At 75.0% G+C, this 15,641-nt stretch carries 14 protein-coding genes; 10 read left to right on the top strand and 4 right to left on the bottom strand.

Features of this window, described 5'->3' with window-relative positions:
* Positions 1–31: 31 nt before the first annotated feature.
* Entirely contained in the window at positions 32–1,270 is a 1,239-nt protein-coding gene (locus tag OVA32_RS00640) for an acyl-CoA dehydrogenase family protein (protein ID WP_041104458.1), read from the bottom strand.
* Positions 1,271–1,480: 210 nt separating this feature from the next.
* On the opposite strand from OVA32_RS00640, the gene acs reads away from it, so the two are divergent.
* Complete coding sequence (gene acs, locus OVA32_RS00645) at positions 1,481–3,685, top strand: acetate--CoA ligase (RefSeq protein ID WP_041104457.1); 2,205 nt, start codon at positions 1,481–1,483, stop codon at positions 3,683–3,685.
* Here acs and OVA32_RS00650 read toward each other — a convergent pair.
* Both OVA32_RS00650 and OVA32_RS00655 read right to left on the bottom strand, forming a co-directional pair.
* On the bottom strand, positions 3,634–4,923 hold the full coding sequence (locus OVA32_RS00650) for a M20 metallopeptidase family protein (protein ID WP_041104455.1): 1,290 nt from the start codon (positions 4,921–4,923) through the stop codon (positions 3,634–3,636). The genes acs and OVA32_RS00650 overlap by 52 nt on opposite strands.
* Positions 4,924–5,120: 197 nt before the next feature.
* On the bottom strand, positions 5,121–5,999 hold the full coding sequence (locus OVA32_RS00655) for a siderophore-interacting protein (protein ID WP_041104453.1): 879 nt from the start codon (positions 5,997–5,999) through the stop codon (positions 5,121–5,123).
* 201 nt (positions 6,000–6,200) lie between these two features.
* Between OVA32_RS00655 and OVA32_RS00660 the strand changes: the two genes are divergently transcribed.
* From OVA32_RS00660 to hutG, 7 genes are all read left to right on the top strand, one after another.
* Complete coding sequence (locus tag OVA32_RS00660) at positions 6,201–7,079, top strand: EamA family transporter (protein ID WP_041104451.1); 879 nt, start codon at positions 6,201–6,203, stop codon at positions 7,077–7,079.
* A gap of 15 nt (positions 7,080–7,094) precedes the next feature.
* The gene (locus OVA32_RS00665; RefSeq protein WP_267714700.1) at positions 7,095–7,901 is read left to right on the top strand and encodes a DUF1648 domain-containing protein; all 807 of its coding nucleotides are present in this window, start codon (positions 7,095–7,097) and stop codon (positions 7,899–7,901) included.
* Between the two features lie 8 nt (positions 7,902–7,909).
* Positions 7,910–8,446: a metallophosphoesterase family protein gene (locus tag OVA32_RS00670; RefSeq protein ID WP_041104447.1), complete on the top strand. Its 537-nt coding sequence runs from the start codon at positions 7,910–7,912 to the stop codon at positions 8,444–8,446.
* Positions 8,447–8,655: 209 nt separating this feature from the next.
* Positions 8,656–9,588 (top strand): hypothetical protein, encoded by a 933-nt coding sequence (locus OVA32_RS00675; RefSeq protein ID WP_049147891.1) that lies wholly within the window; start codon positions 8,656–8,658, stop codon positions 9,586–9,588.
* Between the two features lie 222 nt (positions 9,589–9,810).
* The gene (locus tag OVA32_RS00680) at positions 9,811–11,181 is read left to right on the top strand and encodes an O-acetylhomoserine aminocarboxypropyltransferase/cysteine synthase family protein (RefSeq protein WP_267714703.1); all 1,371 of its coding nucleotides are present in this window, start codon (positions 9,811–9,813) and stop codon (positions 11,179–11,181) included.
* A 3-nt stretch (positions 11,182–11,184) separates the two neighbouring features.
* A complete protein-coding gene (locus OVA32_RS00685; protein ID WP_002857647.1) occupies positions 11,185–11,700 on the top strand; it encodes a CoA-binding protein in 516 nt (171 codons plus the stop codon).
* 73 nt (positions 11,701–11,773) lie between these two features.
* Entirely contained in the window at positions 11,774–12,820 is a 1,047-nt protein-coding gene (hutG, locus tag OVA32_RS00690) for a formimidoylglutamase (protein WP_267714706.1), read from the top strand.
* A gap of 39 nt (positions 12,821–12,859) precedes the next feature.
* On the opposite strand, the gene OVA32_RS00695 is transcribed toward hutG, so the two are convergent.
* Entirely contained in the window at positions 12,860–13,537 is a 678-nt protein-coding gene (locus OVA32_RS00695) for a GntR family transcriptional regulator (protein WP_041104439.1), read from the bottom strand.
* Positions 13,538–13,639: 102 nt separating this feature from the next.
* On the opposite strand from OVA32_RS00695, the gene OVA32_RS00700 reads away from it, so the two are divergent.
* The gene (locus OVA32_RS00700; protein ID WP_041104436.1) at positions 13,640–14,302 is read left to right on the top strand and encodes a flavin reductase family protein; all 663 of its coding nucleotides are present in this window, start codon (positions 13,640–13,642) and stop codon (positions 14,300–14,302) included.
* On the top strand, positions 14,299–15,609 hold the full coding sequence (locus OVA32_RS00705) for an MFS transporter (protein WP_041104434.1): 1,311 nt from the start codon (positions 14,299–14,301) through the stop codon (positions 15,607–15,609). The genes OVA32_RS00700 and OVA32_RS00705 overlap by 4 nt, the downstream gene beginning before the upstream one ends.
* Positions 15,610–15,641: the final 32 nt, after the last annotated feature.

Here is a 15,641-nt window from a genome sequence, read left to right on the forward strand (position 1 = left end):
GCCCGGCACGTCCGGCCGCCCGGTCGTCGGGTCAGTCCCCCTCGGGGACCTCGCCGGCCGACGTGTAGGCGGTCGGCGGGGTGCCGTTCACGAGCCAGTCGCCGGCCATGCGCACCTTGAACGCCGCCGGGTCGTGGGTGGCGAGGGTGCGGGCGTTGCGCCAGTGCCGGTCGAGGCGCAGCGTGGCCGACGTCGCCGACGCGCCGAGCGTGTCGAAGATGCGGGTGCACACCTCGAGGACGGCCTCCGGCACCACGGCCTGGGCCCGGTACGCGGCCGCCATCGCCTCGGCGGACGCCGCCGGGCCGGCCCCGTGGGCGCCGTCCTCCCCCTCGTCGAGCAGCCGCCCGATCTCGCGCACCATCAGCTCGGCCGCGGCCTGCCGCCCGGCCAGCTGCCCCATGATCTCGAGGAGCTGCGGGTCGTCCTTGGGCAGCGCGGCCGTGCCGGTGTTGAAGGTGCGGCGCCGCTGCCGCAGCAGCTGCGTGCCCTCCGTGAGCGCCGCCCGACCGATCCCGGCCTGCAGCGCCAGCAGGGTCGCCTCCATGAGCACGGGCACCGGTCCGTCCTGCCGCGGCACCTCGAGCAGCTCCTCGGCCGCGGCGTCGTCGAGCACCACGGACCCGGTGGCGGTCAGGCGCTGGCCGAACCCGTCCCAGTCGTCCTTGATGCCCACGCGCGGCTGACGCACGCGCACGACGGCGACGGCTCGGTCCGGCTCGCGGACCGCGCCCCCGGCCCGCTTCGAGTTCCGGCGCGAGACGAGGTCCGCCCCCTCGATGCCCACGGTCGCGGCGGTCCACGTGGCGAACGCCGAGCCGGTCGCGTAGTACTTCTGCCCCCGCACGACCCAGGTGCCGCCCTCGTCCCGGCTGGCCAGGGTGGCGGCACGGCCCGGCGCGGCCCCGCCGGCGCGTTCGGCCAGGGCGGAGCCGGCCCAGTCCCCGTCGACGATGTGCCGCAGCCACCGCTCCCGGCGGGCGGGCGCCTGGTCCATGGCCGTGGCGATGAACACGAGGTGGGAGCGCCAGACGTGCGCGGTGTTCACGTCCCGGGCGGCCAGGTCCATGAGCAGGCGCAGCACGGTCTCGCTGCCGCCGCCCTCGCCGCCCGCGTCCTCGGGGACACCGACCTTGCCGAACCCGGCGGCCTGCAGCTCCCCGAGGGCGGCGAACGGCAGGTGCCGGCCCGCCTCGCGGGCCCGCTCGCCGTGGGCGACGGAGTCGAAGGCGTCGGCGTACCGGGCGGCGAGGGTGGCGTAGGTGGTCATGGACCTACTCTGACACGCGCGGGCGGCCCGGGGGCCGGGACGCCCCGGCCGTGGGACGGGGTCCACACCGGCCGCCGTCGCCCTGGCCCGCGCCGGACGCCCGCGGGGCCCCGGCGGGCCGAGCATGACCGCCGGTGACGACGGCGGGCGCGGCGCCGTCGTCGGCGTCCCTACCCTGGTCGGACCCGCCGACCAGGAGGACCGCCGCCCATGACGCCCACCGAGGACCCCGCCCGCCCCGACCCGGCCGAGGAGGGCGCCTCCGGGACCGTCCGCGGACCGAACGACGGCGTGCCCGCCGCGGCCCTCGCGACGCTGCCCGGCCCCCTGCCGCAGGCGCTCGTCGACGCCGCCGACCCGGACGTCCACCCCGGCCGCCCGGCGGACCGGCTGCACGGCGGGCGCGGCGACGGCCGTCCGGTGGCCGAGGCGGACCGGCTCGCGTTCTGGGAGGCGGCCGGCCGACGTCTGAGCTGGGAGCGACCCTTCACCCGGACGCACTCCCTCACCGCCCCGGACCCGGCCGCCGAGCGCGGCCCGGAGATCCGCTGGTACGAGGACGGCACCCTGAACGTGGCCGTGAACTGCGTGGACCGGCACGTGGCGGCGGGGCGCGAGGAGAAGGTCGCCCTGTACTTCGAGGGCGAGCCCGGCGACCGCCGCGCCGTCACCTACGCGCAGCTGCAGCGCGAGGTCGCCCAGGCCGCGAACGCCCTCGAGGAGCTGGGCATCGGGGCGGGCGACCGCGTCGTCGTGTACCTGCCCGTGCTCGTCGAGACGATCGTCATCACGCTGGCGTGCGCGCGGATCGGCGCCGTGCACTCGCTCGTGTTCGGCGGGTTCTCGGCGGAGGCGCTGCGGTTCCGCGTGGAGGACACGGGCGCCAAGCTGCTCGTCACCACCGACGGCCAGTTCCGCCGCGGCACCGCCGTCCCCGTGAAGGCCAACGCGGACGAGGCCGTGTCCGGGGACAACGCGATCGAGCACGTCCTCGTCCTGGACCGCACGGGCCACCGGGACATCCCGTGGACCGAGGGCCGGGACCTGTGGTGGCACGACGTCGTGGACCGCCAGCCGGACACCCACACCCCGCGCGCCTTCGACGCGGAGCACCCGCTGTTCATCATGTACACCTCCGGCACCACGGGACAGCCCAAGGGGCTCGTGCACACCTCCGGCGGGTACCTCGCCGCGGCCTCGTGGACACACGACTTCCTGTTCTCCCACCCGGACCCGGCACGGCGCGACGACGACGTCCACTGGTGCACCGCGGACCTGGCCTGGGTCACCGCGCACACCTACGAGATCTACGGTCCGCTCTCGAACGGGGTCACGCAGGTGATCTACGAGGGCGTGCCGAACGCCCCGCACCCGGGCCGGCACTTCGAGGTGATCGAGCGCTACCGGGTGACGAGCTACTACACGGCGCCCACCCTGATCCGCTCGCTCAAGGGCTGGCATCCGGACGGGATCCCGGCGCACGCGGACGGCGGTCCGGACCTGTCCTCGATCCGTCTGATCGGGACCGTGGGCGAGTCCGTGAACCCGGAGGCCTGGACGTGGGCCCGCACCCAGATCGGCCGGGACACCCCGGACCTGCCGATGGTGGACACGTGGTGGCAGTCCGAGACGGGCGCCACCGTGCTCTCCCCCCGCCCCACGGACACGGCCTTCAAGCCGGGCTGCGGCTCCCGGCCCCTACCGGGGGTGGACGTGGCCGTGGTCGACGACGACGGCGCCCCCACGCCCGAGGGCCTGCAGGGCCGGATCGTGGTCACCCGCACTTCGCCGGCGATGGCGCGGACCGTGTGGCGGAACCCGGCCCGCTACTTCCACTCGTACTGGGAGGACTACGCGGACCAGGGCGAGGCGGGCTGGTTCCTCGCCGGCGACGGCGCCAAGCGGGACGAGGACGGCGACGTCTGGATCCTCGGGCGCGTGGACGACGTCATCAACATCTCCGGGCACCGGCTGAGCACCATCGAGATCGAGTCCGCCCTCGTGGCGCACCCGGAGGTGATCGAGGCGGGGGTGTGCCCCGTGCCGCACGAGACCACCGGGCACGCCGCCGTCGCCTTCGTGGTGGCGCACGAGAGCTGGCTGGCCGGCGATGACGGCCCCGGCGCCTCCGCCGCCGACCGCGCCGAGGAGCTGCGGCGGCACGTGGGGCGGGTGATCGGGCCGGTGGCCAAGCCCGCCGAGGTGGTCTTCGTCCCCGACGTGCCCAAGACCCGTTCGGGCAAGATCATGCGGCGGCTGCTGACGCAGCTGCACCAGGGCACCGCGCTCGGGGACACCACGAGCCTGCAGAACGAGCCGTGCGTCGGGCAGATCGCCGAGGTGCTCCGGGCCGGCCGCCGCGCTCAGGACGCCGGCACCGGCGCCGTCCGCAGCGCCAGCTCGGCCAGCACCTGAGCGGCCCGCGGCACCACGGCGTCGTCGAACACGGCCTGCGGGGAGTGGTTGACCGGGGCCTCGTCCGGGTCCACGCCCTCCGGGACCGCCCCGAGCAGGACGTAGGCGCCGGGCACCCGCTGGAGGACCTCGGAGAAGTCCTCGCTGCCGGGCTCGGGCTCGGGCAGCTCCCGGTAGGCGTCGGCCCCGTAGAGGTCCTCCACGACCCCGCGGACGAAGGCCACCGCGTCCGCGTCGTTGGCCGTCACCGGGAACGCGCAGTCCGTCCGGACCTGCGCGCTCATGCCGTGCGCCGCGGCGATCCCATGCACCAGGCGCTCCACGGCCGAGAGCAGCCGGGCGCGGGCGTCCGCGGAGAAGGTCCGCAGGGTGAGGGCGAGGGTGGCGCTGTCCGGGATGATGTTGGCCGCCGTGCCCGCGCTCAGGTGCCCGACGGTCGCGACCACCGGGTCGAAGGCGTCGAACTGCCGGGTGACCACGGACTGCAGCGCCAGCACCATCTCGGCGGCCACGGGCACCGGATCCTGGGCCAGGTGCGGCACCGAGCCGTGCCCGCCTCGACCGTGCACCGTCACCACCAGGTCGTCGCAGCCGGCCTGGATCGCCCCCGGGCGGCTGAGCAGGACGCCGCGCGGGTACGTGCCCGAGGAGACATGGATCGCGTAGGCGGCGTCCACCGGTCGCCCGGCCGCCTCCAGCAGCCCCTCCTGGATCATGTGCAGGGCGCCGCCGCCGGTCTCCTCCCCGGGCTGGAACATGGCCACCACGTCGGCGGTGAGCTCCCCGCGACGGCGCACCAGCCACGCCAGCGCGCCGTGGAGGCCGGCGGTGTGCAGGTCGTGGCCGCAGGCGTGCATGGTGCCCGGCACGGAGGGGGCGTACTCCAGCCCGGTCTCCTCCGTGACGGGCAGGGCGTCCATGTCCCCCCGCAGCAGCACGACCGGCCGCCGGGCCCCCTCCGGCAGCGGGGCCCCGCCGCGCAGCACCACGACGACGGAGCTCAGCGCCCGGCCCACGCTCGTCTCCAGCGCGGGGCGGCCGGTGGCGGCATCCTCCCCCGCCTCGGCGCGCAGGGCCTCGAGCCGCTCGAGGACGGCGGCCTGGGTGCGGGGCAGGTGCAGGTCCAGCTCCGGATGCCCGTGGAGGCGCCGGCGGAAGGCGATCGCCTCCCGTGCGATGTCCTCCGGCAGGTCCGGGGCGAGGGCGTTCGCGGGCGGGGTGGGGGCGGTGCGGTCCATCAGGACATCATGCCGTGGCGCCCCGCCGGCCCACCCGGATCGCCCAGCGGGTCAGCCGGCCAGCCCCTGCAGCTCGGGCAGGTCGAAGACGTCCTCCGAGGCGGGGGCCTCGTGCGCCTCGACCGCGTTCCACTCGGTGAAGGTGGCGTTCGCGGCGGGCCGGAGGCGCAGCCGCGGCTGTGCCGAACCTGTGCGGGTCAGCCGCCGGTGGCGCCGTCCTCGAAGATCTGCCCCACCGGGGTCTGCTTCTCCGCCTGGAACACATCCTCGGCACGGCCGTAGGCCCAGTACGCGCTCACCGACAGCTGCCGCCGGTCCACGCCGCGCACGTCCGTGAGGTACGCCCGGACGCGCTTGACCTGCTCCCGCTCGCCGTGCACGAACGCGTGCACCCGTCCGTCCCGCCACCCCGCGTCCTCGACGGCGGCGGCGAACCGCGTCGTCTCCGGGGTGAAGGGGCCGCCGCGGTGCAGCCAGCGCACCTCGACGCCGGCCGGCGCGGTCAGGGGCACCTCGTCGCTTGCGTCGGTCACCTCGATCAACGCGACACCGGCCGCCGCGGCGTCCGTGGCGGCCAGGTCCTCGAGGGCGGCGGCGATCGCCGGCAGCGCGGCCTCATCGCCCGCGAGCAGGTGCCAGTCGGCGGTGGGGTCGGGTCGGTAGGCGCCGCCGGGGCCCAGGAACGCGACCTGCTGCCCCACGGGCTCGGAGGCCGCCCACGCCCCGGCCAGGCCGCCGTCGTGCCCGGGGGCGGCGCCGTCGTCGGACGCGCCGTGGACCACGAAGTCGACGTCCATGGTGCGGGCGGCCGCGTCCATGCGGCGCACCGTGTAGGTGCGGCGGACCGGCAGCTGCTCCGGGGCGAGGCGCTCGCGGAGGGCGTCCAGGTCGTACGGGGGCTCGAGGCCGAGCGCGGGGTCGGCGAAGAGCAGCTTCACGTACTGGTCCGTGGCGCCCTTCTCCGCCCAGCGGGCGTGGACGGCGTCGAACTGCTCGCCGCCGAGGGTCAGGCGCACGAGGTGCGGGGTGAGCCGGCGGGCGGCCACCACGGTGAGGACGGTCTGGGGCCGGGCCATGCGGGCCTCCTGGGATCGGGGCGGGGTCTGCGCCGGCGCGCGTCCCCCACTTTCCCACGACGAGGCGGATTAGCGCACGTCAGCGTGATGTTTTCCGCGGCCTCGGGGTCGGCGGAACCGGGCCCCCCGGTGGTCCTCGGGCAGCAGCGCTCCCGCGCCGGCCGGGGCCGGGGTGGCGCGGCGCGCCCCTAGGCTGTGGGCGTGCGTCTCGTCCTGCTCGTCCTGCTCTCGCTGCTGAGCCAGCAGCTCGGCGCGTCCGTGGCGGGCCTGCTGTTCGACGACGTCGGCGCGTCCGCCATGGTCGCCCTGCGCGTGGTGTTCTCCGCGGCCGTGCTGCTGCTCGTCACCCGGCCGAGCCGCGCCGCCCTCGCCGGCCTGGGCCCCCGGGGGTGGGCCGCCGTCGTCGGGCTGGGCGCGGCCATGACCGGCATGAACCTGGCCATCTACGAGGCGTTCGCGCGGATCCCGCAGGGCGTGGCCGTGACGTTCGAGGTGCTCGGGCCGCTGGCGCTGTCCGTGGCGGCGCGGCCGTCGTGGCGATCGGCGGCGTGGGCGGCCCTCGCGCTCGCCGGGATCGGGGTGCTCGGCCGGGAGGGGTTCAGCGCGGACGGCGGGATCGGCGGGGCGGGGCTGGACCCGGTGGGGGTGGCGCTCGCGCTGGCCGCGGCGGCGTGCTGGGCGGGGTACATCCTGCTCTCGCGGCGCGCGGGGACCCACCTGCCGGGGGTGCAGGGGCTGGCCCTGGCGACGGCGGCCGGGTCCCTCGTGGCGCTGCCGGTCGGCGTCGCGACGGCGGGGGCGGCCCTGCTCTCCCCCGTGGTGCTGGGCGTGGGGCTGGCCGTGGCGCTGCTGTCCACGGCGGTGCCGTACGGGATCGACCTGCAGGTGCTGCGCCGCATGCCGACCGCACTGTTCTCCCTGCTGACGTGCCTCTCGCCGATCGCGGCGGCGCTGACCGCGTGGGCCGTGCGCGGGCAGGAGCTCACCCCGCTGGACCTGGCGGGGATGCTGCTGGTGATCGCGGCGTGCGCGGCCGCCGTCTGGACGGGCCGATCACCGGGTGTGGCGGGCAGGGGCTGAGGCTAGCCTGTGTCGATGCCCCACCCGTCCCGTCCCGCCCCCGACGACGTCCCCGCCGCCGAGCGCGCCGCCCTGCGCCGTGGCCGGCTGCGTCCGTGGCTGCCGTTCCTGCTCGCGGCCGTGCTGTGCCTGGCGCTGCTGGGGTGGGCCCTCGTCGCCCTGCCGGGCCTGCCGGAGCGCGTGCCCACGCACTGGGGCGTCGACGGGCGACCGGATGCGTGGGAGGACACCTCGTTCGGCACGGTGGCGGTGGGGCCGCTGATCGGCCTCGGCGTGACGGGGTTCCTGGCCCTGGTCTCCGCGATGGTCACCGCCCTCGTCCCCACGGATCCGGCGCTGTGCCCGTGGCGGCGCGTGCGCCAGGCGGGGGTGCACCGCGGGGTCCAGGAAAGCCTCGGGTGGTCGTGCGTGCTCATCGTGCTGGTGCTGGCCCCGATGACGGCCGAGGTGCTCGCCGCCGGGGCGTGGACGATGCCGTGGTGGATCCTGCCCCTCACGCTGACCGTGCTCATGGTGGGCATCTTCCCGGCGATGCGGGCCAGCACGCGGCGGTGGACGCGCTGGTCGGACCGCGTCGCGGCGGAGCTCGGGCACCGGCCCACGGCCGCGGAACGCGCCGAGGACGAGGTGTGGACGCCCCTGGGGCTCAAGCGCGACCCCGAGGACCCGGCCGTCTTCCCCGCCAAACGCCCCGGCTACGGCGTGGGCGTGACGATCAACCTCGCCACGCCGGTGGGCCGGTGGCTGGTGCGCGGATTCGTGGCGGTGTTCATCATCGGCCTGCCGCTGGCGCTCTGGCTCGGCGCGTTCGCCGCGCGGTGAGGCGGACCGTGTCCGACGACGTCGCCGTCCGCCTGCTCCTGATCGCCGACACCCACATCCCGCGGCGTGCCCGCGCCCTGCCCGCGCAGGTGTGGGCCGGGGTGGCGCGGGCCGACGTCGTGCTCCACGCCGGCGACTGGGTGACCGAGGACGTGCTCGACGACCTCGACGCACGGGCCGCCCGGCTGGTGGGCGTGTGGGGCAACAACGACGGGCCGGGGCTGCGGGCGCGGCTGCCCGAGGTGGCGCGCGTGGAGATCGGCGGGGTGCGGATCGCGATGGTCCACGAGACGGGCCCGGCGGCCGGCCGCGAGCGCCGCATGGCCGCGGCGTTCCCGGACGCGGACGTGCTGGTGTTCGGGCACAGCCACATCCCGTGGGACACCGTGGCCGGCCCGGAGACCGCGAACCCGGGCCTGCGGCTGCTCAACCCCGGCTCCTGCACGGACCGGCGACGGCAGCCGGTGTGCACGCTGATGCGCGCGGTGGCGCGGGACGGACGGCTCGAGGACGTGGAGCTGGTGTCCGTGGACCGCACGCCGTGACCGACGGGCCGGCCGCTCCCCCCTGCAACGCTGGTTGAGTTATCACGGGTCCAGGCGGCTTGCACCCGTGATAACTCAACCCGCGTCGCGCCGGTGCCACCATGACCGGCGGGTCGGCCGCTCCTGCACAGCCACCACGACGACGGCGGCCCTCCCCAGGGCGCGTCGGTCCGGTCCGTCGCAGGGCCCGGGGGCGGCAGGCTCACCCCATGACCGCGCGCACGCCCCTGCCGTCCACCCTCGCCGCGGGCGCCTTCACGACGGCCGAGCTGCACGCCGCCGGCCTGCCGTGGCGCCGCACCCTCGCGGCAGACCTCGCCCGGATCTGCCGCGGCGTGCACACCGCGGGCATCCCCGACCCGTGCGCCCCGGACGGCGCGGCCGCGCTGGTCCGCCTCACGGGCGGGGTGGTCTCCCACGTCTCTGCCGCCCTCTGGCACGGACTGCCGCTGCCGCCCCGCCTCGCGCGGCCCGCCGGACTGCACCTGACCTTCGACCGCTCCGCGCGCACGCACCGGACCGACCTGGACGGCGTCGTCAGCCACCGGGTGCGGCTGCCCTCCGACCACGTGCTCGAGCTTCCCGACGGCCAGCGCGTCACGACGGCGGCGCGCACCTGGTTCGACCTCGCCGGGATGCTCCGCCCCCACGAGGTGGACTGGCTCATCGCGGACGGCGACCACCTGGTGCGTCCGCCGTGGACGCCGACGGGCCGGGCGGACCCCGTGGCCACCGTGTCCGAGCTGTCGGAGGTGCTCGCCCGCTGCCGTGGCCGGCCGGGTGTCCGTCTCGCACGTGCCGCGCTGGCGGAGGTGCGCGTCGGGGCCGACTCCCCGCCCGAGACCTTCCTCCGGCTCGCGCTGATCCGGGCCGGGCTGCCGGAGCCGGAGCTGCAGGTCGCCGTCGACCCGGCCGACCCGGCCTCGCCCGTCGTGGACCTCGGGTACCGGGGGGCGCGCCTGGCCCTCCAGTACGACGGCGCCGGCCACCGCACGGCTCAGCAGCAGGCGAGGGACGCCCGTCGGGACGCGTACTGCCTCGAACGGGAATGGACGACCCTGCGCTGCACCTGGGAGGACCAGCGCGCTGGGTTCGGGCGGATCGTAGGGCTGGTCCGGCGTCGGCTCGCCCGCACGCGCTGATCCGCCCCCGCGGCCAACACGGGTTGAGTTGTCACGGGTCCCGTCCAACGCGGGTTGAGTTGTCACGGGTCCAGGCCCGCGTAACCGGTGATAACTCAACCCGCGTTGCACGGCACCGGCCGGCGCCGCGTGACGCTCTGCGACGTGCCCACCCTGCCCCCGGCGCGCCTCGCCCGGGACAATGGGGCGGACTGTCCCGAAGCCTCCATCGAAAGGACCCCCGTGGCTGACCACGAGTTCGGCTTCCGCACCCAGGCGCTGCACGCGGGCGCCGTCCCGGACGCCGTCCACGGCTCCCGCGCGGTGCCGATCCACCAGACCAGCTCCTTCGTGTTCGAGTCCGCCGAAGACGCCGCCAACCTCTTCGCGCTGCAGAAGTACGGCAACATCTACTCGCGGATCGGCAACCCCACGGTCGCCGCGTTCGAGGAGCGGGTCGCCACGCTCGAGGGCGGGATCGGGGCCGTCGCGACGGCGTCCGGCATGGCCGCCGAGTTCGTCACCTTCGCGGCCCTCGCCGGGGCCGGCGACCACATCGTGGCGTCCTCCAAGCTGTACGGCGGCACGATCACCCAGCTGGACGTCTCCCTGCGCCGGTTCGGCGTCGAGACCACGTTCGTGGACTCCGCCGAGGCCGCGGACTTCGAGGCCGCCCTCCAGCCCAACACCAAGACCGTCTACACGGAGATCGTCGCCAACCCCTCCGGTGACGTCGTGGACCTGCCGGGCCTGGCCGACGTCGCCCACCGGCACGGCGTGCCGCTCGTCGTGGACGCGACCCTCACCCCGCCCTACCTGATCCGGCCGATCGAGCACGGCGCGGACATCGTCATCCATTCGGCCACGAAGTTCCTCGGCGGCCACGGCACCACGCTCGGCGGCGTCGTGGTGGAGTCCGGCCGCTTCCCGTGGGACAACGGCAAGTTCCCGTCCATGACCGAGCCCGTGCCCTCGTACGGCGGCGTCTCCTGGTGGGGCAACTTCGGCGAGTACGGCTTCCTCACCAAGCTCCGCTCGGAGCAGCTGCGCGACTTCGGCCCGTCGCTGGCCCCGCAATCGGCGTTCCAGCTGCTGCTCGGCGTCGAGACGCTGGCCCCGCGCATGGACGCCCACCTGGCGAATGCGCAGGCCGTCGCCACCTGGCTGGACGAGGACCCGCGCGTCTCCTGGGTCCGCTACGCCGGCCTGCCCGACCACCCGCACCACGCCCGCGCGCAGCAGCTGCTGCCCCGGGGCGTCGGCTCGGTGTTCAGCTTCGGCGTGGCCCCGGCAGCCACGGACACCGACGACGGCGCCTCCGGTCCGGAGGCCGGGCGCGCGACGGCCTCGCGCTTCATCTCCGCGCTGCAGCTGGCCTCCCACCTGGCCAACATCGGCGACGCGAAGACGCTGGTGCTGCACCCCGCCACGACGACCCATCAGCAGCTCACCGCCGAGCAGCTCGTGGCCGCGGGCATCCCGGCGGACCTGATCCGCATCTCGGTGGGCATCGAGGACGTCGAGGACATCCTCTGGGACCTGGACCAGGCCCTGACCGCGGCCACCGGCCGCACCCGCGACGGCGCCGTCGTCCCCGCAGAGCAGGAGGCCTGAGCCATGAGCACCACCCACCCCGAGCGCACCTGGACCGGCCCCGGCGCCCCCGAGCGCCTGGCGATCCTGCGGCGCACCCGCTCGATCGCGATCGTCGGCGCCTCGGACAAGCCGGCCCGCGCGTCGTACTTCGTGGCCACGTACCTGCTGAGCTCGACCACGTACGACGTCTACTTCGTGAATCCCGTGCTCGCCGCGGCCGGCAAGGAGATCCTCGGCCACCGCGTCTACGCCTCGCTGGACGACCTGCCCGTCACCCCGGACCTCGTGGAGGTGTTCCGCAAGTCCTCCGACGCCCCCGAGGTGGTGGCGGACGCCGCCCGCGTGGGCGCCCGGACCGTGTGGCTGCAGCTGGGCATCTGGAACGAGGACGCCGCGCGTCAGGCCGAGGCCGCGGGCCTGGAGATCGTGATGGACCGCTGCGTGAAGATCGAGCACGCCCGCTTCCACGGCGGGCTCAACCTCGCCGGCTTCGTCACCGGCGTGATCAGCTCGCGGCGCCAGGAACTGGACCGCTAGGCGGGCGACGCCCCGTGTCGGGCGTCGTCCGGCCCTCGTTGCGCGCCCGCCGTCGATGGCGTGGGATGGGCCCATGACCTCCGAGCTCCCCACCACCTCCCTCTCCCCCGCCTGGACCGGCCGCACCGACGGCGACGCCCCCGAGCACCTGCGCTGGCACCAGGTCGTCCGCCCCGCCGACGGCCGCGGCGATCCCACGACGACGCAGCGCCACCCCGGTGCCGGCGCCCCGACGTCGGGCACGCGGTCCACGGCACTCGTCGGCTTCGCCTCGGACGAGGGCGTGCGCCGCAACCACGGCCGCGTGGGCGCCGAGGACGGCCCGGAGGCGCTGCGCGGCGCGCTCGCCTCGCTCGCATACCTCGAGGGCACGGGCGCGCTCGTGGACGCGGGCGACGTGTCCGTGGACCGCGGCGACGACGACGCCCCGGGCGAGCTCGAGGCGGGCCAGGCCGAGCTGGGCACGGTGGTCAGCGGGCTGCTGAACGCCCACGACCTGGCCGTCGTGCTCGGCGGCGGACACGAGACCGCCTACGCCTCGATCACGGGCCTGACCGGCTCCACGCGCGTGGGCGCGGGCACCCGCGTGGGCATCCTCAACCTGGACGCGCACTTCGACCTGCGCGAGGCGCCGCGGCCCAGCTCCGGCACCCCGTTCCTGCAGGCGCTGCGGGACGCCGAGGGGGCGGAGCATCAGCTCTCCTACGCGGTGGTGGGCATCAGCGAGGCCAACAACACCCGCGTCCTGTTCGACACCGCGCGCGAACGCGGGGTCACGTGGGTGACCGACGAGCAGGCCCAGACCGCCGACGTCACCGGCGTGCGCCGCTGGGTGCGCTCGTTCATCAACGCCGTGGACGTGCTCTACCTGACGATCGACCTGGATGTGCTGCCGGCCGCCGTCGCCCCGGGGGTGAGCGCACCGGCCGGCTTCGGCGTGCCGTACGAGGTGATCCACGCGTGCGCCCTGGAGGCCACCCAGTCCGGGAAGCTGGCCCTGGCCGACGTCGTGGAGCTCAACCCCGCCCTGGACGTGGACGGCCGCACGGCGAAGGCCGCGGCCCGCCTGATCCACACGATCGTCAGCCGTCACCGGACGGACGCGTCGCTGCTGGCCTGAGCGGGCCGGGGGTCCCTTCAGGCGCGGGGGCCGCGGGCGTCAGCGTCCCTCCGCCCACGGGGCCGGGGGCTCGGCGCTGCCGTGGGCCGCGCGTCGGGCGGCGTAGTCCAGCGCCGAGCGTGCCAGGAAGTCGTGCAGGGCCAGCACCCCGGCCCGGGCTCCCGCCGAGTCCCTCCGGGTCACCGCCTCCAGCGCCGGGACGTAGAACGCCCGGCCGCGTTCGACCTCGTCGGGCAGGCCCTTCGTGGTGGCGAGCCAGAACCGGCGGCACAGCCCCTGGAGCGGGACCAGAGAATCGGCGAGATAGCGGTTGTTCGCGATCGTGCGCAGGAGTTCGTGCGAGCGCCCGACGGCGGCGACGTACGCCGGCAGGTCCTCCACCGTGCGCAGGTGCCGCACGTGGGCTGCGACGGCGGCCAGCTGCTCCTCGTCCGCCCGTGCGCAGGCCAGTCCCACGGCCAGCGCCTCGAGCGACCGCCGCACCTCCAGCCTCTCCAGCTGGTCGTCCACGGAGATCGGGGGCACCTGCAGGCCACGTCCCCCACCGGCCAGGAGCCAGTGGTCTCGGATGAGGCGTTGCACGGCCTCGCGCAGGGGCGTGCGCCCCGTCTCGGCGGCGTCGATGAGGGCCGCTTCGCTGAGGATGGCGCCCGGTGGCAGCTCCCCGGTCTCGATCTTCTGCGTCAGGCGGGCGTAGGCCTCCTCCGACTTGTTCATGGGCCCAGCCTAGGCAGTCATCTTCCCGCACCCCCTTGATATATCCGGAATATGCGGCGTAGCGTGGCCCACATCCTGTTACCGGCATCACATGGAGGACCCGTGAAGTACCGCCCGCAGCACGAGGCCAACCCCCTGCCCTTCTCCCCCTTCAAGAGCTCCACCGTGCCGCGGCCCATCGGCTGGCTGTCCTCCGTGAGCACGGACGGCCGGGAGAACATCGCCCCCTACAGCCAGTGGCAGAACCTCACCTTCGACCCGCCCATGGTGATGTTCTCCGCGAACCAGTACCCGGACGGACGCCGCAAGGACACCGTCCTCAACGCGGAGCAGACCGGCTGGTTCGTGTGGAACATGGCCACCTACGACCTGCGCGAGGCCGTCAACGTCTCCGCCATGGCCCTGGAGCCGGGCGAGAGCGAGTGGGACCGCATCGCGGAGCACGGCGTCACCAAGGTCTACGCGGACAACCACCCCATCCCGATGGTCGCCGAGTCCCCCGTGCGCTTCGAGTGCCGCTACCACTCGACGCACCGCATCAAGGGCGACTCGAACGTCGGCACCATCGACGTGGTCTTCGCCCACGTGGACACCATCCACATCGACGACGACGTCATCACCTCCGACGGCCGCCTCGACATCCCGCGCATCCAGCCGATCGCCCGCCTGGGCTACTTCGACTACACCGTGGTGCGGGAGACCTTCGAGATGCGGGTGCCCGGCGCCGACGGCGATGCCCAGGCCGGCCTCGAGGGGCGGTCATGAGCACCGCGGCCACCGGTGCGGCCCGGCCCGCTCCCGTGCCCGGGGCCCGCCCCCGGAGCCTGAAGGACATGCTGGCCGTGAACTTCGGCAACGCGCTGGAGTGGTACGACTGGAACGTCTACACGATCTTCGCCCCGGTCTTCGCGGCGCAGATCTTCCACGCGGACAACCCCACCTCCGAGCTGCTCGCCACCCTGGCCGTCTTCGCGGTGGGCTTCGTCGCCCGCCCCATCGGCGGCTACGTGTTCGGCGCCTACGCGGACCGGGTGGGCCGCAAGCGCAGCCTCTTCGCGGCGATGATGATCACCGCGCTCGGCAGCCTGATCATCGCCTTCACCCCCACCTACGGCACGGTGGGCGTCCTCGCCTCGGTGATCCTCGTCATCGCCCGTCTGCTGCAGGGCCTGGCGCACGGCGGCGAGATGGGCACCTCCGTGACCTACCTCGTGGAGCGGGCGCCGCAGGGCCGGCGCGGGCTGTTCGGGGCGACGTCGTGGGTGTCCGTGGTGGTGGGCACGATCCTGGCGACACTCGTGGGCCTGGCCGTCAACACGCTGCTCTCCCACGAGCAGGTGGCGTCCTGGGGCTGGCGCGTGGCGTTCGGCATCGGCGGCGTCCTCGGCCTCTACGCGCTGTACCTGCGACGGAGCCTGACGGAGTCGGAGCACTTCACGGCGGCGCAGCAGGTGGTGCCCACCGCCGACGACGCTCCCCGCCGGGAGCCGGGTGCGGTGTGGCGCGGCCTGCTGACGATCTTCCTGGTCTCCGCGGGCGGCTCCCTGATGTTCTACACGTGGCTGATCTACCTGCCCACGCACGCGCAGGTGGCCCATCAGATGGACAAGTCCACCACCCTCTCGGCCTCGCTCGTGGCCCAGGTGATCTTCCTGGTCGCCATCCTCGGGGCGGGCCTGCTGGGCGACCGGGTCGGCCGCCGTCCGCTGGTCATCGCCTTCGGCCTGCTCTTCGTGGTGCTGCCGTTCCCGCTGTTCGGCATGCTGGACGGCACCTTCGCCTCGTTCCTGCTCGTGCAGACCATCGCCCTGCTGGCGGTGGCGCTGCTGTTCGGCGTCAACGGCGCCGTCTGGTCCGAGGCGCTGCCCACGGCGGTGCGCGCCAAGGGCGTGGCCACCATGCTCTCACTGGCCACCGCGATCTTCGGCGGCACGGCGCCGTACCTGATCACGTGGCTGACGGCGCAGGGGTGGACCAGCGCGTTCCCGATCTACCTCATGGTGGTCGGCGGCCTCACCGGCCTGACCGGCCTGTTCATGAAGGAGACGAAGGACGTGGACCTGGCGGCCTGAGCCGGGGCCAACCGACCCGACCCGCAGGCCGC

The sequence above is a fragment of the Micrococcus sp. SL257 genome (assembly GCF_026625585.1).
GTDB classification, from domain to species: Bacteria; Actinomycetota; Actinomycetes; order Actinomycetales; family Micrococcaceae; genus Micrococcus; species Micrococcus luteus.